The organism is Pseudomonas aeruginosa (assembly GCF_001457615.1).
GTDB classification, from domain to species: Bacteria; Pseudomonadota; Gammaproteobacteria; order Pseudomonadales; family Pseudomonadaceae; genus Pseudomonas; species Pseudomonas aeruginosa.
Genome location: NZ_LN831024.1, coordinates 5,863,029 through 5,887,443 on the forward strand (window position 1 = coordinate 5,863,029; position 24,415 = coordinate 5,887,443).

Here is a 24,415-nt window from a genome sequence, read left to right on the forward strand (position 1 = left end):
GTCCGGGATGCCCCGGATACTCGCAGCCACGGCAGGTTCGTTCGTCTTGAAAGCCTATTTCCATCGCTGGCGCTCGCTGGTCATCCTCGCCCTGCTTCTCGCGCCGCTGCTCTGGCCCCTGCAATATTTCGCCGAGCGCTACTACAGCGAGCAGTTGGCCGAGCAGAACCGCCAGACGCTCGACCTCTACGTCGCCAACCTGCTCGGCACGCTGCGCCGCTACGAAGAACTGCCGCAGATCCTCGGCGGCCTGCCGGTGCTGCGCCAGGCCCTGCAACAACCTGGCGACCCGCTGCTGCAGAAGATCGCCAACGAGGCGCTGGCCGACATCCGCCGACGCACCGGCGCCGACGTGATCTACCTGCTGCAACCGGACGGCACTACCCAGGTCGCCTCCAACTGGGCCCAGGCGGACAGTTTCGTCCACCGCAACTTCGCCTTCCGCCCCTATTATCGCGAGGCCATGCAGGGCCGCCTGGCGCGCTTCTTCGGCCTGGGCACCACCTCGATCAAGCGCGGCTACTACTTCGCCAGTGCGGTGAAGGAAGGCTCGCGGATCATCGGCGTGCTGGTGGTGAAGGTCGATCTCGAACACATCGAACGGCTCTGGGGCAATTCCCCGGAGCAACTGCTGGTGATAGACAACTACGGCGTGGTGATCCTCTCCTCCCGCGAGGATTGGCGCTTCCATGCCAGTCGGCCGCTGAGCGCGGCGGAGCGCGACGAGATCCACGCCAACATCCCCTACCCGGTGCAGGACCCGAAGCCCCTGCGCCTGCAACAGAGCGCCTGGCTCAGCCAGAGCCGGACGCTACCGGAAACCGGCTGGACGGTGAGCATCTACGCCCCCCGCACCCTCATCGAACGGCCGGTGCGCAGCGTCCTGCTGATCGGCGGCGCGACCCTGCTCGCCCTGCTCCTGCTGCTTACCCTGCTGACCCTCAGCCGCCGTCACTACCTGGACCGCATCGCTCTCGAGGCCGAGGCCAAGCGCCAGTTGGAAGAGCGCGTACTGGAACGCACCCGCGAGCTGGAGAACGCCAACGCGCAGTTGCAGCAGGAAGTCCACGAACGCGAGCAGGCCCAGCGCGAGCTGATGCGCGCCCAGGACGAAGTGGTCCAGGCCGGCAAGCTCACGGCCCTCGGCACCATGTCGGCGAGCATCAGCCACGAACTCAACCAGCCGCTGGCGGCGATCCGCAGCTACGCCGACAACGCCCGGGTGCTGCTCGACCACCAGCGCACCGAGGACGCCCGCGGCAATCTCGAGCAGATCAGCGACCTCACCACCCGCATGGCCTCGATCATCGCCCACCTCAAGGCCTATGCCCGCGGTGCGCGCCGGGCGCCGGAGAACGTGCAGTTGCAGCCGGCGATCGAGGACGCCCTGTCGATGGTGGCCAGCCGGCGGCGGGCGATGAACGTCGAACTGCTGCGCGACGTGCCGGACGCCCCGCTGTGGGTCCAGGCCGGCGAGACCCGCTTGCGGCAGATCCTCGGCAACCTGCTCACCAATGCCCTCGACGCGCTCGCCGAGAAAGCTCCGCCGCGGCGCCTGTGGGTAATCGCCAGCCAGGACCAGCACGGCGTGACCCTGACTCTGCGCGACAACGGCCCGGGGTTTTCCGAGGACGCCCTGGCCCACGCCCACGAACCCTTTTTCACCACCAAGACCACCGCCAAAGGGCTCGGCCTCGGCCTGGCCATCTGCGATAACCTATTGCGCGCCCTCGGCGGCCGCCTGGAAATGGGCAACCATCTCGAAGGCGGCGCCGTGGTGCGCCTGCACTTGCTGCCGGGAGTTCCCGGCGTCGCCGCCATGCCCCAGGAGGAAACCCGCGCATGAGTCCCTTCGCGCCATTCGATGCCCAGACCCAGGTCCTGCTGATCGACGACGATCCGCACCTGCGCCAGGCCCTGCGCCAGACGCTCGACCTCGCCGGGCTCAAGGTCGCGACCCTGGACGACGCGCGCCAGCTGGATACCGCGCAGTGCAAGGACTGGCCCGGAGTGGTGGTCAGCGACATCCGCATGCCCGGCATCGATGGCATGGAACTGCTCCGCCAATTGCACGAACAGGACGCCGACCTGCCGGTGATCCTGATCACCGGCCACGGCGACGTGCCGCTGGCGGTCCAGGCCATGCGCGGCGGCGCCTATGACTTCCTGGAAAAGCCCTTCCCCAGCGACGCCCTGCTCGACAGCGTGCGCCGCGCCCTGGAGGTGCGCCGGCTGGTCCTGGAGAACCGCACCCTGCGCCTGGCCCTGGCCGAACGCCACGAGCTGCATGGGCGCCTGATCGGACGCTCGGCCGGCATGCAGCGCCTGCGCGAGCAGGTCGGCTCGCTGGCGGCGATCCAGGCCGACGTGCTGGTCCTTGGCGAAACCGGCGCCGGCAAGGAGGTGGTCGCGCGGGCCCTGCATGACCTGTCGAGCCGACGCGACGGACCGTTCGTCGCGATCAACGCCGGCGCCCTCGCCGAATCGGTGGTGGAAAGCGAACTGTTCGGTCACGAGGCCGGCGCCTTCACCGGCGCGCAGAAGCGCCGCATCGGCAAGTTCGAGTACGCCAATGGCGGCACCCTGTTCCTCGACGAGATCGAGAGCATGAGCCTGGACGTGCAGGTCAAGCTGTTGCGCCTGCTGCAGGAACGGGTAGTCGAGCGGCTCGGCTCCAACCAGTTGATCCCGCTGGATATCCGCATCATCGCGGCAACCAAGGAAGACCTGCGCCAGGCCGCCGACCAGGGCCGCTTCCGCGCCGACCTCTATTACCGCCTCAACGTCGCCAGCCTGCGCATTCCACCGCTGCGCGAGCGCGGCGAAGACATCCCGCTGCTGTTCCGCCATTTCGCCGAAGCCGGCGCCATGCGTCATGGCCTGACGCCACGCGAACTGGACGCCGGCCAGTCGGCGCGGCTGCTGGCCTACGACTGGCCGGGCAACGTGCGCGAATTGCAGAACGCCGCCGAGCGCTTCGCCCTGGGTCTCGGCCTGAGCCTGGACGACGGAGTCCTGCCCGACGCCGCCGACGAGCCGCACAACCTCAGCGCCAAGGTCGAGGCCTTCGAGCGCTCGCTGATCGCTGCCGAACTGGAACGCCCGCACAATTCGCTGCGCAGCGTCGCCGAGGCCCTCGGTATCCCGCGCAAGACCCTGCACGACAAGCTGCGCAAGCACGGCCTGCCGTTCAACACGCCTGGCGAAAATCCGCCAGATGATGGCGAATGAATGGCGGATTACCGCCAACCGTTCGCCATCCGCGCCCGCAGCATCTCCCCTGCGTACCCTTGCCCGACTGGCACAGGGCTTGCTCACGGCTTCCCGAGCGTTCCAACAAGCAGAAGACCAGGCGCTTTTCCGATTCACGCAGCATCTGCCGCTGCGCTGCCTAGACTTCCCTTGTTCGGCCACGCCGAGAGGACACCCGTCCTCTTCATAAAAGACAGACAAGAACAAAGAGGAAGTCTCATGCTCAAGCACACCGCGAAGGCGCTCGTCTGCGCACTTTCCCTGACCGTCGCCGGAATCGTCCAGGCAGCCGACCCGATCGTCATCAAGTTCTCCCACGTCGTCGCCGAGCACACGCCCAAGGGCCAGGGCGCGCTGCTGTTCAAGAAACTGGTGGAGGAACGCCTGCCGGGCAAGGTCAAGGTGGAGGTCTACCCGAACTCTTCGCTGTTCGGCGACGGCAAGGAGATGGAAGCCCTGCTGCTGGGCGACGTGCAGATCATCGCGCCGTCGCTGGCCAAGTTCGAGCAGTACACCAAGAAATTGCAGATCTTCGACCTGCCGTTCCTGTTCGACAACATCCAGGCGGTCGACCGCTTCCAGCAGAGCCCGCAGGGCAAGGAGCTGCTGACCTCGATGCAGGACAAGGGCATCACTGGCCTCGGCTACTGGCACAACGGGATGAAGCAGTTGTCCGCCAACAAGCCCCTGCGCGAGCCGAAGGACGCCCGCGGCCTGAAGTTCCGCGTGCAGGCCTCCAAGGTGCTCGAGGAACAGTTCAAGGCGGTGCGCGCCAACCCGCGCAAGATGAGCTTCGCCGAGGTCTATCAGGGCCTGCAGACCGGCGTGGTCAACGGTACCGAGAACCCCTGGTCGAACATCTACTCGCAGAAGATGCACGAAGTGCAGAAGTACATCACCGAGTCCGACCACGGCGTGCTGGACTACATGGTGATCACCAACACCAAGTTCTGGAACGGCCTGCCGGAAGACGTGCGCGGCGTGCTGGCCAAGACCATGGACGAGGTCACCGTGGAGGTGAACAAGCAGGCCGAGGCGCTCAACCAGGGCGACAAGCAGCGCATCGTCGAGGCCAAGACCAGCGAGATCATCGAACTCACTCCCGAACAGCGGGCCGAATGGCGCAAGGCCATGCAGCCGGTGTGGAAGAAGTTCGAAGGCGAGATCGGCGCCGACCTGATCAAGGCCGCCGAAGCCGCCAACCAGGCCCAATAAGAAGAAGAGGGAAAGCCCATGCACGCGCTCGCGCGCGTCTGGGCGCGCCTGGAGGAAGGCCTGATCGCCTTCCTCCTCGCCGCCATGACGCTGGTTACCTTCGTTTATGTAGTCCTCAATAACCTCTATACGCTGCTCTACGATCTCGCCGATCTCTGGGAGGGCGGCAACGAGACGCTGCTCGCCATCGGCGATGGGGTCCTCACCCTGGCCCAGGAGATGACCTGGAGCAACGCCCTGACCAAGGCCCTGTTCGCCTGGCTGATCTTCCTCGGCATCGCCTACGGCGTACGCACCGCCGGGCACCTCGGTGTGGACGTGCTGGTGAAGCTGGCCTCGCGACCGGTACAGCGAGTGCTCGGCGTGATCGCCTGCCTGGCCTGCCTCGGCTACGCCGGCCTGCTCTGCGTGGCCAGCTACGACTGGGTGAAGACCCTGTTCATCGCCGGCATCGGCGCCGAGGACCTCGACCACTTCGGCATCCGCCAATGGCACATCGGCCTGATCGTGCCGGTCGGCTTCGCCCTGGTGTTCATCCGTTTCGCCGAGATCCTCGTGCGCATCCTGCGCAACCGCCAGACCGGACTGGGACTGGCCGACGAGGCTGCCGACGCGCTGAAGCTGACCGAGCACGAGGAGCCCAAGGCATGACCATTCTGTTCCTCTTCCTGCTGCTCTTCCTGCTGATGTTCATCGGCGTGCCGATCGCCGTCTCCCTGGGTCTCTCCGGCGCACTGACGATCCTCCTGTTCAGCCCGGACTCGGTACGCTCGCTGGCGATCAAGCTGTTCGAGACCTCCGAGCACTACACCCTGCTGGCGATCCCGTTCTTCCTGCTCTCCGGCGCGTTCATGACCACCGGTGGCGTGGCGCGGCGCCTGATCGACTTCGCCAACGCCTGCGTCGGACACATCCGTGGCGGCCTGGCGATCGCCGCGGTGCTCGCCTGCATGCTCTTTGCCGCGCTATCCGGCTCGTCTCCGGCAACGGTGGCGGCAGTGGGTTCGATCGCCATCGCCGGCATGGTCCGCTCGGGTTATCCACAGGCGTTCGGCGCCGGGATCGTCTGCAACGCCGGCACCCTCGGCATCCTCATCCCGCCATCGATCGTGATGGTGGTCTACGCCGCCGCCACCGAGACCTCGGTGGGCAAGCTGTTCATCGCCGGCGTGGTTCCGGGGCTGCTGCTGGGACTGATCCTGATGGTGGTGATCTACATCGTCGCCCGGGTCAAGAAGCTGCCCGCCATGCCAAGGGTCAGTCTGCGCGAATGGCTGGCCAGCGCGCGCAAGGCGCTGTGGGGGCTGCTGCTGATGGTGATCATCCTCGGCGGCATCTATTCCGGCGCCTTCACCCCCACCGAGGCCGCCGCCGTCGCCGCGGTGTACTCGGCCTTCGTCGCACTGTTCGTCTACCGCGACATGCGCCTGAGCGAATGCCCGAAGGTGCTGCTGGAGTCCGGCAAGCTGACCATCATGCTGATGTTCATCATCGCCAACGCCATGCTCTTCGCCCACGTGCTGACCACCGAGCAGATACCGCAGAGCATCGCCAGCTGGGTCACGGAACTGGGACTTTCGCCATGGATGTTCCTGCTGGTGGTGAACATCGTGCTGCTGATCGCCGGCAACTTCATGGAGCCTTCGGCGATCATCCTGATCCTGGCGCCGATCTTCTTCCCCATCGCCATGGAGCTGGGCATCGATCCGATCCACCTCGGCATCATCATGGTGGTGAACATGGAGATCGGCCTGATCACGCCGCCGGTCGGGCTCAACCTGTTCGTCACCTCGGCGGTCACCGGCATGCCGCTGGGCGCGACCATCCGCGCAGCGCTGCCGTGGCTGATGATCCTGCTGGTGTTCCTGATCATCGTGACCTACATCCCGGCGGTATCCCTGGCATTGCCGAACTGGCTGGGGATGAGCTGACGGAACGGTAACGACGGCGGAAAACCCCGCCCTGCGCTCGGGCCTTCGGCAAAAATCCGCTCATGCCGCAGGCCCGTGCCCCGCAGTTGACGGGCCGGGCCACCTGTCGATGGCTGGCACGCCGCTTGCTCAATCGCTCGCAGTGCCCCTGGCACCGGCTTTCGGTTCGCCCAGCGAACCGCGCCCTTCGGCCACGAACCGGATGGCGGCCCCTTCCCCTGTGCCGACGTGCGCCAGCACGCGCGGCGGGTGGGCGGCGATCCCGTCCCCCCAGCGGTCTTCATACCCTGAAGCCCAAATGAAGAGCCCGGCGAACGCCGGGCTTCTTCATTTCTTTCCTTGTGCTTTTTCGTTCTTTGATAAGAGCGGAAAATTATTTTTACTTATAAATAAAAAAGCACCTACACCGAAATACTGAAACACTTCTCTGGCAAACCGTGGCGGTTTTCGACGGACCGCCAACAAGCTGGCGAGCCCCCCTCCAAAAGTCAGAATACCGTCTCGCGAAATTCATTGATCGGCATCAACGATCCGGCTTGATCCGCGGCTTATAGCCCGATTTCGAGCAATTTCAAGCTTTCCCCGTAGCGGATGGCAAGACTTCCCCTATCACATGAAAAAACCGCCCTATTCCGGGCAGGTCTTAGATTCCTCTTCTATCTTTGGCACTCGCAACTTACAGGAATGCGTCATCTAATTACTTTGAGTAGGAAGCTATTGACGTGGATCAGCATTCAACAATAGCCGCTGCCGCCTAATGGCTTCACTCTCAATTCCTATAGGGAGATTCCGAAAATGTCCCAAGAATCCAGCCAAAAACTCCGACTAGGAGCGCTAACGGCTCTGGTTGTCGGCTCGATGATCGGAGGGGGCATCTTCTCCCTTCCGCAAAACATGGCAGCCAGCGCCGACGTCGGCGCCGTCCTGATCGGATGGGCGATCACCGCCGTCGGCATGCTCACCCTCGCTTTCGTCTTCCAGACCCTCGCCAACCGCAAGCCCGAACTCGACGGCGGCGTGTACGCCTACGCCAAGGCCGGCTTCGGCGACTACATGGGTTTCTCCTCGGCCTGGGGCTACTGGATCAGCGCCTGGCTGGGCAACGTCGGCTACTTCGTCCTGTTGTTCAGCACCCTCGGCTACTTCTTCCCGATCTTCGGCAAGGGCGACACCGTCGCGGCGATCGTCTGCGCCTCGGTCCTGCTCTGGGCCCTGCACTTCCTGGTGCTGCGCGGGATCAAGGAGGCGGCGTTCATCAACACCGTCACCACCGTGGCCAAGGTCGTGCCGCTGTTCCTGTTCATCCTGATCTGCCTGTTCGCCTTCAAGCTGGACATCTTCACCGCCGACATCTGGGGCAAGAGCAACCCGGACCTGGGCAGCGTGATGAACCAGGTGCGCAACATGATGCTGGTCACCGTCTGGGTGTTCATCGGCATCGAGGGCGCGAGCATCTTCTCCTCCCGCGCGGAAAAACGTTCCGACGTCGGCAAGGCCACCGTGATCGGCTTCATCACCGTCCTGCTCCTGCTGGTGCTGGTCAACGTGCTGTCCATGGGCGTGATGACCCAGCCGGAACTGGCCAAGCTGCAGAACCCGTCGATGGCGCTGGTACTCGAGCATGTGGTCGGCCACTGGGGCGCCGTGCTGATCAGCGTCGGCCTGCTGATCTCGCTGCTGGGCGCGCTGCTCTCCTGGGTGCTGCTGTGCGCCGAGATCATGTTCGCCGCCGCCAAGGACCACACCATGCCGGAGTTCCTGCGCCGCGAGAACGCCAACCAGGTGCCGGCCAACGCCCTGTGGCTGACCAACATCTGCGTACAGGTGTTCCTGGTGGTGGTGTTCTTCACCTCGGGCGACCCGGACGGCATGGACCCGTACACCAAGATGCTGCTCCTGGCCACCTCGATGATCCTGATCCCGTACTTCTGGTCCGCCGCCTATGGCCTGCTGCTGACCCTGAAGGGCGAGACCTACGAGAACGATGCCCGCGAACGCAGCAAGGACCTGGTCATCGCCGGCATCGCCGTGGCCTACGCGGTCTGGCTGCTCTACGCCGGGGGCCTGAAGTACCTGCTGCTGTCCGCCCTGCTGTATGCGCCCGGCGCGATCCTTTTCGCCAAGGCCAAGCACGAGGTCGGCCAGCCGATCTTCACCGGAATCGAAAAACTGATCTTCGCCGCAGTCGTCATTGGCGCCCTGGTGGCTGCCTACGGCCTCTACGACGGTTTCCTCACCCTCTGATTACTCCACTGGAGACGTGAAATGAGCACGGAAAAAACCAAACTTGGCGTCCACTCCGAAGCCGGCAAACTGCGCAAAGTGATGGTCTGCTCGCCCGGACTCGCCCACCAGCGCCTGACCCCGAGCAACTGCGACGAGTTGCTGTTCGACGACGTGATCTGGGTGAACCAGGCCAAGCGCGACCACTTCGACTTCGTCACTAAGATGCGCGAGCGCGGCATCGACGTCCTCGAGATGCACAATCTGCTGACCGAGACCATCCAGAACCCGGAAGCGCTGAAGTGGATCCTCGATCGCAAGATCACCGCCGACAGCGTCGGCCTGGGCCTGACCAGCGAGCTGCGCTCCTGGCTGGAGAGCCTGGAGCCGCGCAAGCTGGCCGAGTACCTGATCGGCGGCGTCGCCGCTGACGACCTGCCCGCCAGCGAAGGCGCCGACATCCTCAAGATGTACCGCGAGTACCTGGGCCATTCCAGCTTCCTGCTGCCGCCGTTGCCGAACACCCAGTTCACCCGTGACACCACGTGCTGGATCTACGGCGGCGTGACCCTGAACCCGATGTACTGGCCGGCGCGACGACAGGAAACCCTGCTGACCACCGCCATCTACAAGTTCCATCCCGAGTTCGCCAACGCCGAATTCGAGATCTGGTACGGCGACCCGGACAAGGACCACGGCTCCTCGACCCTGGAAGGCGGCGACGTGATGCCGATCGGCAACGGCGTGGTCCTGATCGGCATGGGCGAGCGCTCCTCGCGCCAGGCCATCGGTCAGGTCGCCCAGTCGCTGTTCGCCAAGGGCGCCGCCGAGCGGGTGATCGTCGCCGGCCTGCCGAAGTCCCGCGCCGCGATGCACCTGGACACCGTGTTCAGCTTCTGCGACCGCGACCTGGTCACGGTCTTCCCGGAAGTGGTCAAGGAAATCGTGCCCTTCAGCCTGCGCCCCGATCCGAGCAGCCCCTACGGCATGAACATCCGCCGCGAGGAGAAAACCTTCCTCGAAGTGGTCGCCGAATCCCTCGGCCTGAAGAAACTGCGCGTGGTCGAGACCGGCGGCAACAGCTTCGCCGCCGAGCGCGAGCAATGGGACGACGGTAACAACGTGGTCTGCCTGGAGCCGGGCGTGGTGGTCGGCTATGACCGCAACACCTACACCAACACCCTGCTGCGCAAGGCCGGCGTCGAGGTCATCACCATCAGCGCCAGCGAACTGGGTCGCGGTCGCGGCGGCGGCCACTGCATGACCTGCCCGATCATCCGCGACCCGATCGACTACTGACAGACAACCCGCTCTCGAGCTGAACGGCGGCGTCCCCAGGAGGGGCGCCGCCCACCGACTTCCCACAAGGAGATCAATCATGGCTTTCAACATGCACAACCGTAACCTGCTCAGCCTGATGCACCACAGCACCCGCGAGCTGCGTTACCTGCTCGACCTGTCCCGCGACCTCAAGCGCGCCAAGTACACCGGCACCGAGCAGCAGCACCTGAAGCGCAAGAACATTGCCCTGATCTTCGAGAAAACCTCCACTCGCACCCGCTGCGCCTTCGAGGTGGCCGCCTACGACCAGGGCGCCAACGTCACCTACATCGACCCGAACTCCTCGCAGATCGGCCACAAGGAGAGCATGAAGGACACCGCGCGGGTTCTCGGCCGGATGTACGACGCCATCGAGTACCGCGGCTTCAAGCAGGAAATCGTCGAGGAACTCGCGAAGTTCGCCGGCGTTCCGGTGTTCAACGGCCTGACCGACGAATACCACCCGACCCAGATGCTCGCCGACGTGCTGACCATGCGCGAGCACAGCGACAAGCCGCTGCACGACATCAGCTACGCCTACCTGGGCGACGCGCGCAACAACATGGGTAACTCCCTGCTGCTGATCGGCGCCAAGCTCGGCATGGACGTACGCATCGCCGCGCCGAAGGCGCTCTGGCCGCACGACGAGTTCGTCGCCCAGTGCAAGAAGTTCGCCGAGGAAAGCGGCGCCAAGCTGACCCTCACCGAGGATCCGAAGGAAGCCGTGAAGGGCGTGGACTTCGTCCACACCGACGTCTGGGTGTCGATGGGCGAGCCGGTGGAAGCCTGGGGCGAGCGGATCAAGGAACTGCTGCCCTACCAGGTCAACATGGAGATCATGAAGGCCACCGGCAACCCGCGGGCCAAGTTCATGCACTGCCTGCCGGCGTTCCACAACAGCGAGACCAAGGTCGGCAAGCAGATCGCCGAGCAGTATCCGAACCTGGCCAACGGCATCGAGGTGACCGAGGACGTCTTCGAGTCGCCCTACAACATCGCCTTCGAGCAGGCCGAGAACCGCATGCATACCATCAAGGCGATCCTCGTCTCGACCCTCGCCGACATCTGACCGCGCTCCTGCGCCCCGGCCCACGCGGCCGGGCGCAGCCGCCTTCCGGAGGTAACCGATATGCGTATCGTCGTCGCATTGGGCGGTAATGCCCTGCTACGCCGTGGCGAACCCATGACCGCGGACAACCAGCGGGAAAACGTGCGGATCGCCGCCGAACAGATCGCCAAGGTGGCGCCCGGCAACGAGCTGGTGATCGCCCACGGCAACGGCCCCCAGGTCGGCCTGCTGGCCCTCCAGGGTGCCGCCTACGACAAGGTCTCGCCCTACCCGCTGGACGTCCTCGGCGCGGAAACCGAGGGCATGATCGGCTACATGATCGAACAGGAAATGGGCAACCTGCTGCCGTTCGAAGTGCCGTTCGCCACCATCCTCACCCAGGTCGAGGTGGACGGTAAGGATCCGGCGTTCCAGAACCCGACCAAGCCGATCGGCCCGGTCTACTCCAGGGAAGAAGCCGAGCGCCTGGCCGCCGAGAAGGGCTGGAGCATCGCCCCGGACGGCGACAAGTTCCGCCGCGTGGTGCCCAGCCCGCGGCCGAAGCGGATCTTCGAGATCCGCCCGGTGAAGTGGCTGCTGGAGAAAGGCACCATCGTCATCTGCGCTGGCGGCGGCGGTATCCCGACCATGTACGACGAGGCCGGGAAGAAGCTCAGCGGCGTCGAGGCGGTGATCGACAAGGACCTCTGCTCCTCGCTGCTGGCCCAGGAGCTGGTGGCCGACATCCTGATCATCGCCACCGACGTCGACGCGGCCTACGTCGACTGGGGCAAGCCGACCCAGAAGGCCATCGCCCAGGCCCACCCGGACGAACTGGAGCGCCTCGGCTTCGCCGCCGGCTCCATGGGTCCGAAGGTCCAGGCCGCCATCGAGTTCGCCCGCGCCACCGGCAAGGACGCGGTGATCGGTTCGCTCGCGGACATCGTCGCAATCACCGAGGGCAAGGCGGGAACACGGGTCAGCACGCGCAAGGCGGGCATCGAGTACCGCTGATACACCACCCCCAGGGCCGCTTCGCGGCCCTTCTTCATTCTCCTCTGCCGGCATCGGGCGAAAGGTGGATAGCGCCACGCCTCTGCGCGCGGACTTTCAAGCAAGTCCCGCAACACTCGCCCACGCCCCACCTCTGCCAACAGCCCGGCCATGGGCGTCAATCCCCCCACGGCAGACCGCCAGCACTTGTGGAAAGCCCACGCAACGCGGTATTCAGTAGGAAAATACGTGACTCGATAGTCATGATTCACGTCAGCATAGTCACCCTGATCATTTCAACGGCCACTGGCTCGTGCCCGGGTCCGTGAAGCTCGCCTCGCCGACGGGAAAGGCCGCCATCGCCGCCACGCGCTTCCCGCTCCGGACCAGGCAGCAGCCCGGCACGCGAACGACTATTCGAAGGAGTTTCTGAGTGATGTATCGACTACCGGTCATTGTTGGTTTCGGTGGCTACAACGCAGCAGGCCGTAGTTCCTTCCACCACGGCTTCCGCCGCATGGTCATCGAATCGATGGACCCGCAGGCGCGCCAGGAAACCCTAGCCGGCCTGGCGGTCATGATGAAACTGGTCAAGGCCGAAGGCGGCCGCTACCTGGCCGAAGACGGCACGCCGCTGTCCCCGGAGGACATCGAGCGGCGCTACGCCGAACGCATCTTCGCCTCTACCCTGGTGCGACGCATCGAACCGCAGTACCTCGACCCGGATGCAGTCCACTGGCACAAGGTCCTCGAGCTGTCCCCTGCCGAAGGCCAGGCGCTGACCTTCAAGGCCTCGCCCAAGCAACTGCCCGAGCCGCTGCCGGCCAACTGGACGATCGCTCCCGCGGAGGACGGCGAGGTGCTGGTGAGCATCCACGAGCGCTGCGAGTTCAAGGTGGACAGCTACCGTGCGCTGACGGTGAAGTCCGCCGGCCAGTTGCCCACCGGTTTCGAACCGGGCGAGCTGTACAACTCGCGCTTCCACCCGCGCGGCCTGCAGATGTCGGTGGTCGCCGCGACCGACGCGATCCGCTCCACCGGCATCGACTGGAAGACCATCGTCGACAACGTCCAGCCCGACGAGATCGCGGTATTCTCCGGCAGCATCATGAGCCAGCTCGACGACAACGGTTTCGGCGGCCTGATGCAATCCCGCCTGAAGGGCCACCGGGTCTCGGCCAAGCAACTGCCGCTGGGCTTCAACAGCATGCCCACCGATTTCATCAATGCCTACGTGCTCGGCAGCGTCGGCATGACCGGCAGCATCACAGGCGCCTGCGCCACCTTCCTCTACAACCTGCAGAAGGGTATCGACGTCATCACCAGCGGCCAGGCCCGGGTGGTCATCGTCGGCAACAGCGAGGCGCCGATCCTGCCGGAGTGCATCGAGGGCTACAGCGCCATGGGCGCACTGGCCACCGAAGAAGGCCTGCGCCTGATCGAAGGCCGCGACGACGTGGACTTCCGCCGCGCCAGCCGGCCTTTCGGCGAGAACTGCGGCTTCACCCTGGCCGAGTCCAGCCAATACGTAGTGCTGATGGACGACGAACTGGCCCTGCGCCTGGGCGCGGATATCCACGGCGCGGTAACCGACGTGTTCATCAACGCCGACGGTTTCAAGAAGTCCATCTCCGCCCCCGGCCCGGGCAACTACCTGACGGTAGCCAAGGCGGTGGCCAGCGCGGTGCAGATCGTCGGCCTGGACACCGTGCGCCACGCCAGCTTCGTCCACGCCCACGGCTCCAGCACGCCGGCCAACCGGGTCACCGAATCGGAAATCCTCGACCGCGTGGCCAGCGCCTTCGGCATCGACGGCTGGCCGGTCACCGCGGTGAAGGCCTACGTCGGCCACTCCCTGGCCACCGCCAGCGCCGATCAACTGATTTCCGCCCTGGGCACCTTCAAGTACGGCATCCTCCCTGGGATCAAGACCATCGACAAGGTCGCCGACGACGTCCACCAGCAGCGCCTGAGCATCTCCAATCGCGACATGCGCCAGGACAAGCCGCTGGAGGTGTGCTTCATCAACTCCAAGGGCTTCGGCGGCAACAACGCCAGCGGCGTGGTGCTGTCGCCGCGAATCGCCGAGAAGATGCTGCGCAAGCGCCATGGCCAAGCGGCCTTCGCCGCCTACGTCGAGAAGCGCGAGCAGACCCGCGCCGCCGCCCGCGCCTACGACCAGCGCGCGCTGCAGGGCGACCTGGAGATCATCTACAACTTCGGCCAGGACCTGATCGACGAACACGCCATCGAGGTCAGCGCCGAACAGGTGACGGTGCCCGGCTTCAGCCAGCCGCTGGTATACAAGAAGGACGCGCGTTTCAGTGACATGCTCGACTGAGCGCCACCACAACGGAAAAGGCCCGGCTAGACCGGGCCTTTTCGTTTCAGTGCAGCGCGCGCCAGTTGGATCAGCTCGCTGCGCCACTCGGCGAGCCTATCTGGATGCGCTGGATCAGGTGATGGCCAGTTCCAGCGTTTCACCGACAGCCGCTGGAAGTTCACGGGTACGATGCCGATCTGGACTTCCAGCGTCTCATGGAGGAACAAACAGCGACGAGGTTCCTGGCGGAACTGAAAAAGCACCGATCGGCCAATTTTGACATCAAGCTCCACGGTGAAGCTCCCATTGAGTTATCAGGCACTGGATATCCGTTCTGATAGCCCCTCGAAACACCTATTTATTGACAGGTGTTTTCTCATCGCTGGAGGAAAGCACATAGTAAAAAAATACGAACCCCAGCCATAGGGGAAGCATTGCCTCATAATCCCCACTGAAAAAAGAGCAGGCAAACCCTACCAGCCAAACCGCAAGAAGAATTCCACTCAACACCTGTGTGGTCTTACTGCGAAATATCAGTCCTCCAGAGGTACTACGCCAACCTATAATCAGCAACGGCAGGAGCATAAAACAGACGGCAAAAGCGACCGCACAAGAGACAAACCAGGCAACTACTATATTGTCCCTCCACGTTGGATACAGCATTCTATCCAGACTTAAAGAGGTTGCTAAAACTTCTGAAAGCACAATGGAAACTGGAGTCGCCAAATAGAGAAAAACCAAAAGCACACGACTTCTCCTCACGACTACCGGAGATGGCAGAAAGAATATAGCGAGCGCCAAAATAAGCGCACAAATCGAATACCGCTCCAGATAGATCTTATCGGTAAGCTGCCGGAACAACTCGTCTTGAAATTTCTCTTCAGCGGTCAGTCTTGAAGCATAGTCATTCATATTCTCAGGATAGATATCTGCCAACACCTCAGAGCTTTTCAAAACATCCATACCCAGCGAAGCTGAGAATAGATAAATCGATACGCTCGCCATCACAGCCGCAGCTAAAACACGAAAACGATAGATCGATGGATATGTTGGCATAGCGCCCTCCCGCAAACGCGAGAACTCTACGCTCTACATGCTCTCCCCGTGTGCGATTACGATGGAGTTTTCATGGAGCCCATGATCCTCCCCAGGCTTCGGAAAAAATCACACAGGAACTTACTCAGGCGCCACCCCTATCGGCACCGGCCGACAGCTCAACGAAAAGCCCCGCTCATACGGTCATGCCGTTCACCAAAGTGAATATTTGATGAGCCACTACCGAATCCCGCTGTCAGTCATCTGCTGCGGGCTATTTGCATGTTTTCTGTCAGCCCGAGCGGGCAAAACATCGTAATCTCCCATAGAGACCAGAAAACAGATCAGAAAAACGCCGCGCCCCCATTGGGGTGCGGCGTTTTTCTTAAGTAAACAGCATTAGGGTTCGACCAGCTCTTCCGTTTCAGTGCAGCGCGCGCGCCAGTTGGATCAGCTCGCTGCGCCACTCAGCAGCGCGCGGCAGGGCCAGGAAGGAGCCGTTGAGGTAGTCCTCGCGCGGCTCGTAGGTGAATGGCGCGCCATGCAGGTCGAGCACCTCGCCGCCGGCGCCTTCCAGCACACCCTGGGCGGCGGCCGTGTCCCATTGCGAGGTTGGCGTCAGGCGCGGATAGCAGTCGGCAGCGCCCTCGGCCAGCAGGCAGAACTTCAGCGAACTGCCGATGCTGGCTCGCCGCAGGTCGCCGAAGCGCTCGCTCAAGCCATCCAGCAGGCGCTCCTGGGCCGGGCTGCCATGGCGCTTGCTGGCCACCACGGTGAAGGCCTCCTCGGGCTCCAGGCGCACACTGATCGGTTGCGCGCGGCCATCGGCCTCCTCGCGCCAGGCACCGAGACCGGCGCCACCGTAGTAGCAGCGGCCGCTCACCGGCACGCCGACCAGACCGAACAGCACCCGGCCATCCTCGACCAGGGCCACGTTGACGGTGAACTCCTCGCTACCGGAGATGAACTCCTTGGTGCCGTCCAGCGGGTCCACCAGCCACCAGCGCCGCCAGTGGCCGCGCTCGCTCAGCGGTATCTCGCAATCCTCTTCGGAAAGCACCGGAATGTCCGGCGCCAGCGCCCGCAACCCCGCCTCCAATATATGGTGCGCGGACAGGTCGGCGGCGGTAACCGGCGATTCGTCGGCCTTCGAGCGCACCGCCACGTCGGCGCGCCAGTGCGGCAGGATCGCCTCGCCGGCGCGCCGCACCAGCGCCACCAATTCGCCCCAGGGCACCGGCCTCATGCCTGGTACTCGCCGCGCTGGGTGAGCAGGTCGCGCACCAGGTACAGCGCGGCCAGGGCGCGGCCTTCGCTGAACTGGGCGTGCTGGGCCAGGCTCGACAGTTCGCGCAGGCTGATGCGATCGACGCCCATCGGCTCCGGCTCGTCGCCCGGCAGGCGCTCCTCGTAGAGGTCGCGCGCCAGCACCACCTGGATGCGCTGGCTCATGTAGCCCGGCGACAGCGACAGTTCGGTGATGTGCTCCAGTTGCCGGGCACCGTAGCCCGCTTCCTCCTTGAGCTCGCGGTTGGCCGCCGCGAGGATGTCCTCGCCCGGCTCGACCAGGCCCTTGGGCAGCGACAACTGGTATTCGTCGACCCCGGCGCAATATTCCTCCACCAGCACCGCGTGCTCGGCATCGAGCATGGCCACCACCATCACCGCACCGTAGCCCTGGCCCTTGCCGACCAGACGCTCGTAGGTGCGCTCGACGCCATTGCTGAAGCGCAGTTGCAACTCCTCGACAGCGAACAGTCGGCTCTTCGCGACGATCTCGCTGGCGAGTACGGTGGGTTTCTGACGCATGTGGATAACTCCTTGGCGAAGCCGGCGGGTTATCATACCCCGGCTTTTCCGATTATCCCTGTCGGAGATTGATGGGAAGCGACAGATTTCCGCATCGATCGCGACGAACCGCGACAAGAGCCGCCATGCCCACCCTGCCCTGGTCCGCCATCGACACCGTGCTGCTCGACATGGACGGCACCCTGCTCGACCTGCACTTCGACAACCACTTCTGGCTGGAACACCTGCCCCAGCGCTATGCCGAACGCAACGGCCTGAGTCGCACCGAAGCCGACGCCGTGCTCGAGCCGCTGTTCCGCGAACACGCCGGCCAGCTCAACTGGTACTGCCTGGATTTCTGGAGCCGGGAACTGGACCTGTCGATCCGCGAACTCAAGCACGAGGTGGCGCACCTGATCTCGCTGCGTCCGCACGCCGATACCTTCCTCGCCGCCCTGCGCCGGGCCGGCAAGCGCGTGGCGCTGATCACCAACGCGCACCGCGACTCGCTGTCGCTGAAGCTGGAACGGATCGAACTGGCGCCCTATTTCGACCGACTGATCAGCTCCCACGACTACGGCTACCCGAAGGAGGACGCGCGCTTCTGGAGCGCCCTGCAAGCCGATTTCGGCTTCGACCCGCAGCGCAGCCTGTTCATCGACGACAGCCTGCCGATCCTGCGCAGCGCCCGCGCCTATGGTGTCGCCCACCTGTTGGCGGTACGCCACCCGGACAGCCGTGGCCAGGTCCGGGACACCGAGGAGTTCGCCGCCCAGGAGGACTACCGGCGGCTGCTCGAAGGACTGCCGTAGCCGCGGAAACGAAAACCCCGCCACGCGGGCGGGGTTGGCGAAACGCCGGGATCACTCGGGAATGCGCAGGACCTGGCCGGGGTAGATCTTGTCCGGATGGCTGAGCATCGGCTTGTTGGCCTCGAAGATCTTCATGTAGGCGTTGGCATTGCCGTATTCGGCCTTGGCGATGGCGCTCAGGGTGTCGCCTTTCTTCACGGTGACGAAGCGCGCCTCCGGAGCGGCCTGGGCCACGGTGATCTTGTCTTCCACCGAGGAGACGCCGGCGACGTTGCCCAGCGCCAGCAGGATCTTCTCTTTCTCCTCCTGGCTGGCCACCTCGCCCGAGGCGATGACCTTGTCGCCTTCCACCGAAACCTGGATGTTCGGGTTGCCCAGGCCGACCTTGGCGACGTGCTCCTTCAGCGACTCGGCCGCCTGTGCCTCATGCCCCGTCAGCGTATCCCACAGCTTTTCACCGGCTTCCTTCACGAACGCGAAAATACCCATCTTTGGTTCTCCCTTTACGGTTACGGTTGCAAGCGGCCGGCGCAATCCCGATCCGCGACTAGCCAAGTCTAGACTGCAAAAACCGGCGAAATATCCCCAGGCTCCTTCGTCACCCCATAACACTGCGCCCATTCGCGTTAAGATTCGGCGACACCCCCGCCACGGAAGCGCCGATGGACATCAAGCAACTGAAATTCCTCTGCGCCCTCGACGAAACCCGCCACTTCGGCCAGGCCGCCGCGCGCTGCCACGTCACCCAGCCGACCCTGTCCATGCGCCTGCGCAGCCTGGAGGAAGAACTCGGCCTGGAACTGGTGCGACGCAGCCAGCGCTTCGAAGGCTTCACCGAGGCCGGCGAGCGCGTACTGGCCTGGGCACGCAGCCTGCTGGCGGCCCAGGAAGGGCTGTACGCGGAAGCCGCCGCCTGCCGCGGGCAACTGGTCGGGACCCTGCGCCTGGGCGTGGTGCCGCTGGCCAGCTTCGACCCGATGCGCCTGGTCCAGCACATGGCCGGGCGCCACCCGGAGTTGCGTTTCCAGCTCTATTCCCTGAGTTCGGAACAGGTACTCGAAGGCCTGGCGCGCAACCAGTTCGATCTCGGCGTCTCTTATCTGGACCGTCTGGACCGCAGCCATTTCGAGGGCATCGAACTGGCGGAGACCCGCATGGGCCTGCTCCATCACCCCAGCCATTTCCCGCTCGACGCCGCGCTGCTGAACTGGGAAGCGCTGGCTGGCCTGCCGCTAGGCCTGCTCTCGGCGGGCATGCACTTCCGCCAATCCATCGACCACAACTTCCGCAGCCGCGGGTTGAGCCCCATCGCGCGCCTGGAAACCGACTCGGTACAGCAACTGCTGCAGGCGGTGCAGCGCGGCTTGTGCTGCGCGATCATGCCGCTGGGCAGCGAAGTCGACGGCGAGTTGCGCCTGATCCCCATCGAGGACGCCCATACCCTGGCAGCGCTCGGTCTGATCATCCGCAGCGGACAGCCGCGCTCGGCGCTGGCCGAAGCCTGTTTCGAGGAAGCCCGGAACTGGTTGGCGCCGCAGTCTTGATAGATCACGTCGATCAGCGCATCGGCACAACCGATTAGACGCTGCCCCGCGTCAGGCCTAGGCTGGTGCCACACCTAGAACGATAGGGCCCAGCCCATGCCTTGCCAGCCTGCATGCCCGGTATCCGCGGATACCTGGGCGCCTTCCGCCGTTCCCGACGATTACCGCTACGCCGACCTGCACCTGCCGCAGCAGGTCGGCCAGGCCTCCCTTGCCGCCGAGTGTGCCGTGGCGATCAGCTACAACGGACTGAACCAGGCGGTGATGATGGCCTCGCCCGAGGACATCGAGGATTTCGTCCGCGGTTTCAGCCTCAGCAGCGGCTTCGTGGAGTCCATCGACGACATCTATGAAATCCGCGTCAGCGGCCAAGGCGAATCCCTCCACGCCGAGGTCGAAATCAGCAGCCGCGCGTTCTGGAACCTCAAGCGCCAACGCCGGCAACTGGCCGGCACTTCCGGATGCGGCCTGTGCGGCGTCGAAGCCCTGGAGCAGGCCCTGCCGCAACTGCCGGAACGGTCGCCGCAGGCGCTGCCTCCCGCCGCCCATCTCGGCGCCCTGCGCCAGCGTATCGAGCAGGCCCAGCGACTGGCGCGCCATAGCGGCGCCCTGCATGCCGCGCTGTATTTCGACGGGCATGGCGAGCTGCGCCTGTGTCGCGAGGACATCGGCCGCCACAACGCCCTCGACAAGCTGATCGGCGCCCTGCACCGCCAAGGCCTCGACGCCGCGCGCGGTTTCGCCGTGGTCACCAGCCGCTGCAGCCTGGAGCTTATCCACAAGGCCGTACGTGCTGGGATCGGCACCCTGGTCAGCCTCTCCGCACCCACCGCCCTGACCGTGCAATGGGCGCGCCGCCACCAACTGAACCTGATCCACCAGCCCCATCACAACGCCCCGCGGGTCTACAGCCCGGCGCCGGCCGCAACCGAGTGAGTCCGCCATGAGCCTGCAACCTCTCCAACCCCGCTACAAGCCCTATGCCGGCGCCGCCGCCGGCTGGGGCGCGCTGCGCAGCGTGGCGCACTTCTGGCTGGACAGCAAACAGCCGTTCAAGAACCTCCGCGCCCTGCTCAAGACCAACCAGAACGGCGGTTTCGACTGCCCCGGCTGCGCCTGGGGCGACTCGCCGGAAGACGGCCGGGTGAAGTTCTGCGAGAACGGTGCCAAGGCAGTCAACTGGGAAGCCACCAAGCGCCGCGTCGACGCGGCGTTCTTCGCCCGCTACAGCGTCAGCGCCCTGCGCGAACAGAGCGACTACTGGCTGGAATACCAAGGCCGCCTCACCGGACCGATGCGCTACGACCCGCTCAGCGACCACTACCAGCCGATCACCTGGGACGCCGCCTTCGCCCTGGTCGCCGAGCACCTGCGACGCCTGGATAGCCCCGACCAGGCGGAGTTCTATACCTCCGGGCGGGCCAGCAACGAGGCGGCCTACCTCTACCAGTTGTTCGTCCGCGCGTTCGGCACAAACAACTTCCCCGACTGCTCGAACATGTGCCACGAAGCCAGCGGCGTGGCACTGGGCCGCAGCGTCGGGGTCGGCAAGGGCAGCGTGACCTTCGACGACTTCGAACACGCCGACGCGATCTTCATCCTTGGGCAGAACCCCGGCACCAACCACCCGCGCATGCTCGAGCCGCTGCGCGAGGCAGTGAAGCGCGGTGCCCAGGTGGTCTGCTTCAACCCTCTCAAGGAGCGCGGCCTGGAGCGCTTCCAGCATCCGCAGAACGCGCTGGAAATGCTGACCAACGGGTCCTCGCCGCTGAACACCGCGTTCTTCCGTCCGGCACTGGGCGGCGACATGGCGGCGATCCGCGGGATCGCCAAGTTCCTCCTCGCCTGGGAGCGCGAAGCCCAGGCCGAGGGTAGCGAGCCGGTATTCGACCACGCCTTCATCGCCGAGCACACCGACGGCCTCGAGGCCTACCTGGCCGAACTGGATGCCACCCCCTGGGAACACCTGGAGCGCCAGTCCGGGCTGGGCCTGGCGGAAATCGAGCAGGCTGCGCGGATGTACCGGCGGGCGAACAGGGTCATCGTCTGCTGGGCGATGGGCATCACCCAGCACCACCATTCGGTGGCGATCATCCAGGAAATCGTCAACCTGCAACTCCTGCGCGGCAACCTGGGCCGCCCGGGCGCCGGTCTCTGCCCGGTCCGCGGCCACAGCAACGTTCAGGGCGACCGCACCATGGGCATCAACGAGCGGCCGCCGGCGGCGCTGCTCGACGCACTGGAACGGCGCTTCGGCTTCGAAGTGCCACGCCACAACGGGCACAACGCCGTCGAGGCGATCGCCGCGATGCTCGCCGGCAAGTCGAAGGTCTTCATCGGCCTGGGCGGCAATTTCGCCCAGGCCACCCCGGACAGTCCGCGCACCCACGCCGCCCTGGCGTCATGCGACCTGACCGTGCACATCAGCACCAAGCTCAACCGCAGCCACCTGACCACCGGCCGCGACGCACTGATCCTGCCCTGCCTGGGGCGCACCGACATCGACCGCCAGGCCGAAGGCCCGCAGGCGGTCACGGTGGAAGACTCGTTCAGCATGATCCACGCATCCTACGGGCAACTGGAGCCGCTCTCGCAGCAGATGCGTTCGGAGCCGGCGATCATCGCCGGCATCGCCAAGGCAACCCTGGGCAACCATCCGGTGGACTGGGACGCGCTGATCGCCAACTACGAGCGCATCCGCGAGCTGATCGCCGACACCATCCCCGGTTTCGCCGACTTCAACCGCCGCGTCCGCCATCCCGGTGGCTTCTACCTCGGCAACTCCGCCGGCGAACGACGCTGGAACACCGCCAGCGGCAAGGCCAACTTCGTCGCCAACCCGCTGCCCCGCGACCTGTTGCCGGCACAGGTGCGCGACAGCGGCCTCGAACCCGACCTGATCCTGCAGACCCTGCGCTCCCATGACCAGTACAACACCACCATCTACGGCCTGGACGATCGCTATCGCGGAGTGAAGGGCCAGCGCGAAGTGGTATTCGCCAACGAGGCGGATATCCGCCGCCTGGGCTACCAGCCGGGCGACAAGGTCGACCTGGTCTCGCTGTGGAGCGATGGCATCGAACGCCGGGTACGCCGCTTCACCCTGCTCGCCTTCGACATCCCGGCCGGCCAGGCAGCCGCCTACTACCCGGAAACCAATCCCCTGGTGCCGCTGGAGAGCGTCGGCGTCGGCAGCCATACGCCGACTTCGAAGTTCATCGCGGTACGCCTGGAAAAGGCCACGGGCGACGGGCGCATTATCTGAAGCCCATGAAAAACGCCGCCTCCTGCAACAGGAGGCGGCGTCTTAAGGAAAAAGTCGATGAAAGGCCTTGAAGGCAGGCCGCTCGTCGGCGTTAGAATGGCCAGCATCCCGCCAGCAAAAATACCGATTTCGCCCCTGAAATCGCGCTTCACATTCGGTCTACGACCGCCTCTACTTAAGAAAGTTCCCCATACAAAACAAGTACTTGGAATATTTCGAATTTGCTCTACCAATCGTCGGCTGGCGCTTGTCAGCGGTTTGGGCCAACCCCAGCATCGCAGCCGTCATCCCCACAGAGAGAAACTCTCTATGAAGTATTCCTCGATACTCCTGTTGTCCCTGAGTCTGGTCGGTAGTACCGCTTTCGCAGGCGACGACACCCGCGCGGCCATCGGCGGCGCCTTGGGCGGGGTGTTGGGTTCGGTCGTCGGCGATGCGGTCGGCGGCAGCACTGGCGCCGCGATCGGTAGTGGCATCGGTGGCGCTGCGGGCGGTGCAGTCGGCGCCGGACGCGGCAACAAGACCGAAGCGGCGATCGGCGGCGGCCTCGGTGCCGCAGGCGGCAACGTCATCGGCCGGCAGATCGGTGGCAGCACCGGTGGCCTGATCGGCGCGGCCCTCGGCGGCGCCGGCGGCGGCGCGCTGGGCAACCATTATGGCGACGGCAACCGCCGCTACGACGACGATGACGACTACCGCGACCGTCGCTACTACCGCCGCGCCGGCTATCGCGATGGCTATTACCGGCATGACAACGGCCATCACTATGGCCAGTACAAGAAGTGGAAGCGCCACAAGCATCATCGTCGCTACTACGACGACTGAACCCGCCGCTCCCTACGAGGCAAAGGCCGGGCCGGATGGTCCGGCCTTTGTGCGAACGACCGTATTTCCCTCCCGATTGAAACGATGAGGCACGCACGATGCGTAAATCTCTCCTGGTAATCGCGTTCGGCCTGCTGAGCGCACAAGCCGCGCTCGCCGGCGATTCCACCAAGACCGCGGTGGGCGGCGGCGTAGGCGGTGCCCTGGGCAACGTCGTGGGCGGCGCCATCGGCGGTAGCACCGGTGCGGCCATAGGCGCCGGCCTGGGTGGCGCGGCCGGCGGCGCGATGACCGCCAAGGACGGGCGCAAGACCGAAGCCGCCCTGGGTGGCGGGCTAGGCGCGGCCGGCGGTTCGGTGATCGGCAACAAGCTGGGCGGCAGCACCGGCGCGACCATAGGTGCAGGCCTCGGCGGCGCAGCGGGTGGCGCGGTCGGTAACAACCTGGGCAAGGACAACGACAGCGGTCACCGCGGCAAGAAACACCGCAAGCACAAGCATCGTTGATCGGCATGCTTGCCGAAGCTGATGTGTAAAAGCCCCGCGAACGCGGGGCTTTTACTTTCTACCGTTCGTCAGCCTTTCGGTGCCGTTTTCAACTCGTCGCGAACGATCAGGACGCCACGCGGCGCCTCGATCCCGACCCGGGCCTGGTTGCCGATGATATCGGTGACCAGGATCCGGATGCCGCCTTCGCGCAACTGCCGAATCAGTTCCTCCGCCGGGTAGTCGGCCTTGAGGGACAGGGTGATGCCTTCGCCTTCTCGGCGGGAGAGTATCAGGAAACCCATGTTCCGCGTCCTTGCCAGTCATAGCAGGGGCAAACCGGCCCCTTTGGTGAA

At 64.8% G+C, this 24,415-nt stretch carries 22 protein-coding genes; 16 read left to right on the top strand and 6 right to left on the bottom strand.

The features are described 5' to 3' along the window. The first annotated feature begins 7 nt into the window (after positions 1-7). The 10 genes from dctB to fabY all read left to right on the top strand — a co-directional run bounded on the left by dctB (position 8) and on the right by fabY (position 14,323). Entirely contained in the window at positions 8-1,846 is a 1,839-nt protein-coding gene (gene dctB, locus AT700_RS26905) for a two-component system sensor histidine kinase DctB (RefSeq protein WP_003123664.1), read from the top strand. Further along, positions 1,843-3,231, top strand: a complete 1,389-nt coding sequence (dctD, locus tag AT700_RS26910) for a two-component system response regulator DctD (RefSeq protein WP_003096187.1) — start codon at positions 1,843-1,845, stop codon at positions 3,229-3,231. The genes dctB and dctD overlap by 4 nt, the downstream gene beginning before the upstream one ends. A 240-nt stretch (positions 3,232-3,471) precedes the next feature. Then, on the top strand, positions 3,472-4,467 hold the full coding sequence (dctP, locus tag AT700_RS26915; RefSeq protein WP_003105525.1) for a C4-dicarboxylate TRAP substrate-binding protein DctP: 996 nt from the start codon (positions 3,472-3,474) through the stop codon (positions 4,465-4,467). An 18-nt stretch (positions 4,468-4,485) separates the two neighbouring features. Then, a complete protein-coding gene (gene dctQ / locus AT700_RS26920) occupies positions 4,486-5,118 on the top strand; it encodes a C4-dicarboxylate TRAP transporter small permease protein DctQ (protein ID WP_003105527.1) in 633 nt (210 codons plus the stop codon). Further along, complete coding sequence (gene dctM / locus AT700_RS26925; protein ID WP_003105529.1) at positions 5,115-6,398, top strand: C4-dicarboxylate TRAP transporter large permease protein DctM; 1,284 nt, start codon at positions 5,115-5,117, stop codon at positions 6,396-6,398. Before dctQ ends, dctM begins: the two co-directional genes overlap by 4 nt. Before the next feature lie 795 nt (positions 6,399-7,193). Then, a complete protein-coding gene (arcD, locus tag AT700_RS26930) occupies positions 7,194-8,642 on the top strand; it encodes an arginine-ornithine antiporter (RefSeq protein WP_003123669.1) in 1,449 nt (482 codons plus the stop codon). A 21-nt stretch (positions 8,643-8,663) separates the two neighbouring features. Then, complete coding sequence (arcA, locus tag AT700_RS26935; RefSeq protein ID WP_003100029.1) at positions 8,664-9,920, top strand: arginine deiminase; 1,257 nt, start codon at positions 8,664-8,666, stop codon at positions 9,918-9,920. 79 nt (positions 9,921-9,999) lie between these two features. Then, a complete protein-coding gene (locus AT700_RS26940) occupies positions 10,000-11,010 on the top strand; it encodes an ornithine carbamoyltransferase (protein ID WP_003100031.1) in 1,011 nt (336 codons plus the stop codon). Positions 11,011-11,070: 60 nt separating this feature from the next. Next, on the top strand, positions 11,071-12,003 hold the full coding sequence (gene arcC / locus AT700_RS26945) for a carbamate kinase (protein WP_003100033.1): 933 nt from the start codon (positions 11,071-11,073) through the stop codon (positions 12,001-12,003). Between the two features lie 415 nt (positions 12,004-12,418). Next, positions 12,419-14,323: a beta-ketoacyl-ACP synthase FabY gene (fabY, locus tag AT700_RS26950; RefSeq protein ID WP_003146511.1), complete on the top strand. Its 1,905-nt coding sequence runs from the start codon at positions 12,419-12,421 to the stop codon at positions 14,321-14,323. Between the two features lie 26 nt (positions 14,324-14,349). On the opposite strand, the gene AT700_RS29980 is transcribed toward fabY, so the two are convergent. The 4 genes from AT700_RS29980 to nudE form a co-directional block, all read right to left on the bottom strand. Further along, positions 14,350-14,598, bottom strand: a complete 249-nt coding sequence (locus AT700_RS29980; protein ID WP_223685069.1) for a hypothetical protein — start codon at positions 14,596-14,598, stop codon at positions 14,350-14,352. A gap of 61 nt (positions 14,599-14,659) precedes the next feature. Continuing rightward, positions 14,660-15,361, bottom strand: coding sequence for a hypothetical protein (locus AT700_RS29985; protein WP_010793670.1), 702 nt, complete (start codon positions 15,359-15,361; stop codon positions 14,660-14,662). Between the two features lie 403 nt (positions 15,362-15,764). Continuing rightward, the gene (cysQ, locus tag AT700_RS26955) at positions 15,765-16,586 is read right to left on the bottom strand and encodes a 3'(2'),5'-bisphosphate nucleotidase CysQ (protein ID WP_012614652.1); all 822 of its coding nucleotides are present in this window, start codon (positions 16,584-16,586) and stop codon (positions 15,765-15,767) included. Next, positions 16,583-17,149 carry an ADP compounds hydrolase NudE gene (gene nudE / locus AT700_RS26960; RefSeq protein WP_003096206.1) on the bottom strand — a complete coding sequence of 189 codons (567 nt, stop codon included), beginning with the start codon at positions 17,147-17,149 and terminating at the stop codon, positions 16,583-16,585. The genes cysQ and nudE overlap by 4 nt, the downstream gene beginning before the upstream one ends. A 125-nt stretch (positions 17,150-17,274) precedes the next feature. On the opposite strand from nudE, the gene yrfG reads away from it, so the two are divergent. Further along, complete coding sequence (yrfG, locus tag AT700_RS26965; protein ID WP_003114065.1) at positions 17,275-17,940, top strand: GMP/IMP nucleotidase; 666 nt, start codon at positions 17,275-17,277, stop codon at positions 17,938-17,940. 51 nt (positions 17,941-17,991) lie between these two features. On the opposite strand, the gene lysM is transcribed toward yrfG, so the two are convergent. After that, entirely contained in the window at positions 17,992-18,429 is a 438-nt protein-coding gene (lysM, locus tag AT700_RS26970; protein ID WP_003096210.1) for a peptidoglycan-binding protein LysM, read from the bottom strand. Between the two features lie 173 nt (positions 18,430-18,602). Here lysM and AT700_RS26975 point away from each other — a divergent pair, with 173 nt between their 5' ends. The 5 genes from AT700_RS26975 (at position 18,603) to AT700_RS26995 (ending at position 24,080) form a co-directional block, all read left to right on the top strand. Further along, positions 18,603-19,484: a LysR family transcriptional regulator gene (locus tag AT700_RS26975; RefSeq protein ID WP_003100042.1), complete on the top strand. Its 882-nt coding sequence runs from the start codon at positions 18,603-18,605 to the stop codon at positions 19,482-19,484. 96 nt (positions 19,485-19,580) lie between these two features. After that, positions 19,581-20,420 carry a formate dehydrogenase accessory sulfurtransferase FdhD gene (gene fdhD, locus AT700_RS26980; protein ID WP_003100044.1) on the top strand — a complete coding sequence of 280 codons (840 nt, stop codon included), beginning with the start codon at positions 19,581-19,583 and terminating at the stop codon, positions 20,418-20,420. A gap of 7 nt (positions 20,421-20,427) precedes the next feature. Further along, positions 20,428-22,749 carry an FdhF/YdeP family oxidoreductase gene (locus AT700_RS26985; RefSeq protein ID WP_003118023.1) on the top strand — a complete coding sequence of 774 codons (2,322 nt, stop codon included), beginning with the start codon at positions 20,428-20,430 and terminating at the stop codon, positions 22,747-22,749. 309 nt (positions 22,750-23,058) lie between these two features. After that, a complete protein-coding gene (locus AT700_RS26990) occupies positions 23,059-23,574 on the top strand; it encodes a hypothetical protein (RefSeq protein ID WP_003100049.1) in 516 nt (171 codons plus the stop codon). A gap of 98 nt (positions 23,575-23,672) precedes the next feature. Then, positions 23,673-24,080: a glycine zipper domain-containing protein gene (locus AT700_RS26995; protein ID WP_003100051.1), complete on the top strand. Its 408-nt coding sequence runs from the start codon at positions 23,673-23,675 to the stop codon at positions 24,078-24,080. 68 nt (positions 24,081-24,148) lie between these two features. On the opposite strand, the gene AT700_RS27000 is transcribed toward AT700_RS26995, so the two are convergent. After that, positions 24,149-24,364 (bottom strand): carbon storage regulator, encoded by a 216-nt coding sequence (locus AT700_RS27000; RefSeq protein ID WP_003096222.1) that lies wholly within the window; start codon positions 24,362-24,364, stop codon positions 24,149-24,151. Positions 24,365-24,415 lie beyond the last annotated feature (51 nt).

Excerpts from the sequence above, each read along its gene's own strand:
- dctP (WP_003105525.1), top strand. The coding sequence starts at position 3,472 with ATGCTCAAGCACACCGCGAAGGCGCTCGTCTGCGCACTTTCCCTGACC.
- AT700_RS26975 (WP_003100042.1), top strand. The coding sequence starts at position 18,603 with ATGGACATCAAGCAACTGAAATTCCTCTGCGCCCTCGACGAAACCCGC.
- AT700_RS27000 (WP_003096222.1), bottom strand. The coding sequence starts at position 24,364 with ATGGGTTTCCTGATACTCTCCCGCCGAGAAGGCGAAGGCATCACCCTG.
- dctM (WP_003105529.1), top strand. The coding sequence starts at position 5,115 with ATGACCATTCTGTTCCTCTTCCTGCTGCTCTTCCTGCTGATGTTCATC.
- arcC (WP_003100033.1), top strand. The coding sequence starts at position 11,071 with ATGCGTATCGTCGTCGCATTGGGCGGTAATGCCCTGCTACGCCGTGGC.
- arcD (WP_003123669.1), top strand. The coding sequence starts at position 7,194 with ATGTCCCAAGAATCCAGCCAAAAACTCCGACTAGGAGCGCTAACGGCT.
- AT700_RS26995 (WP_003100051.1), top strand. The coding sequence starts at position 23,673 with ATGCGTAAATCTCTCCTGGTAATCGCGTTCGGCCTGCTGAGCGCACAA.
- dctD (WP_003096187.1), top strand. The coding sequence starts at position 1,843 with ATGAGTCCCTTCGCGCCATTCGATGCCCAGACCCAGGTCCTGCTGATC.
- fdhD (WP_003100044.1), top strand. The coding sequence starts at position 19,581 with ATGCCTTGCCAGCCTGCATGCCCGGTATCCGCGGATACCTGGGCGCCT.
- arcA (WP_003100029.1), top strand. The coding sequence starts at position 8,664 with ATGAGCACGGAAAAAACCAAACTTGGCGTCCACTCCGAAGCCGGCAAA.
- dctB (WP_003123664.1), top strand. The coding sequence starts at position 8 with ATGCCCCGGATACTCGCAGCCACGGCAGGTTCGTTCGTCTTGAAAGCC.
- lysM (WP_003096210.1), bottom strand. The coding sequence starts at position 18,429 with ATGGGTATTTTCGCGTTCGTGAAGGAAGCCGGTGAAAAGCTGTGGGAT.
- cysQ (WP_012614652.1), bottom strand. The coding sequence starts at position 16,586 with ATGAGGCCGGTGCCCTGGGGCGAATTGGTGGCGCTGGTGCGGCGCGCC.
- fabY (WP_003146511.1), top strand. The coding sequence starts at position 12,419 with ATGTATCGACTACCGGTCATTGTTGGTTTCGGTGGCTACAACGCAGCA.
- AT700_RS26985 (WP_003118023.1), top strand. The coding sequence starts at position 20,428 with ATGAGCCTGCAACCTCTCCAACCCCGCTACAAGCCCTATGCCGGCGCC.
- AT700_RS26990 (WP_003100049.1), top strand. The coding sequence starts at position 23,059 with ATGAAGTATTCCTCGATACTCCTGTTGTCCCTGAGTCTGGTCGGTAGT.
- nudE (WP_003096206.1), bottom strand. The coding sequence starts at position 17,149 with ATGCGTCAGAAACCCACCGTACTCGCCAGCGAGATCGTCGCGAAGAGC.
- AT700_RS26940 (WP_003100031.1), top strand. The coding sequence starts at position 10,000 with ATGGCTTTCAACATGCACAACCGTAACCTGCTCAGCCTGATGCACCAC.
- yrfG (WP_003114065.1), top strand. The coding sequence starts at position 17,275 with ATGCCCACCCTGCCCTGGTCCGCCATCGACACCGTGCTGCTCGACATG.
- dctQ (WP_003105527.1), top strand. The coding sequence starts at position 4,486 with ATGCACGCGCTCGCGCGCGTCTGGGCGCGCCTGGAGGAAGGCCTGATC.
- AT700_RS29985 (WP_010793670.1), bottom strand. The coding sequence starts at position 15,361 with ATGCCAACATATCCATCGATCTATCGTTTTCGTGTTTTAGCTGCGGCT.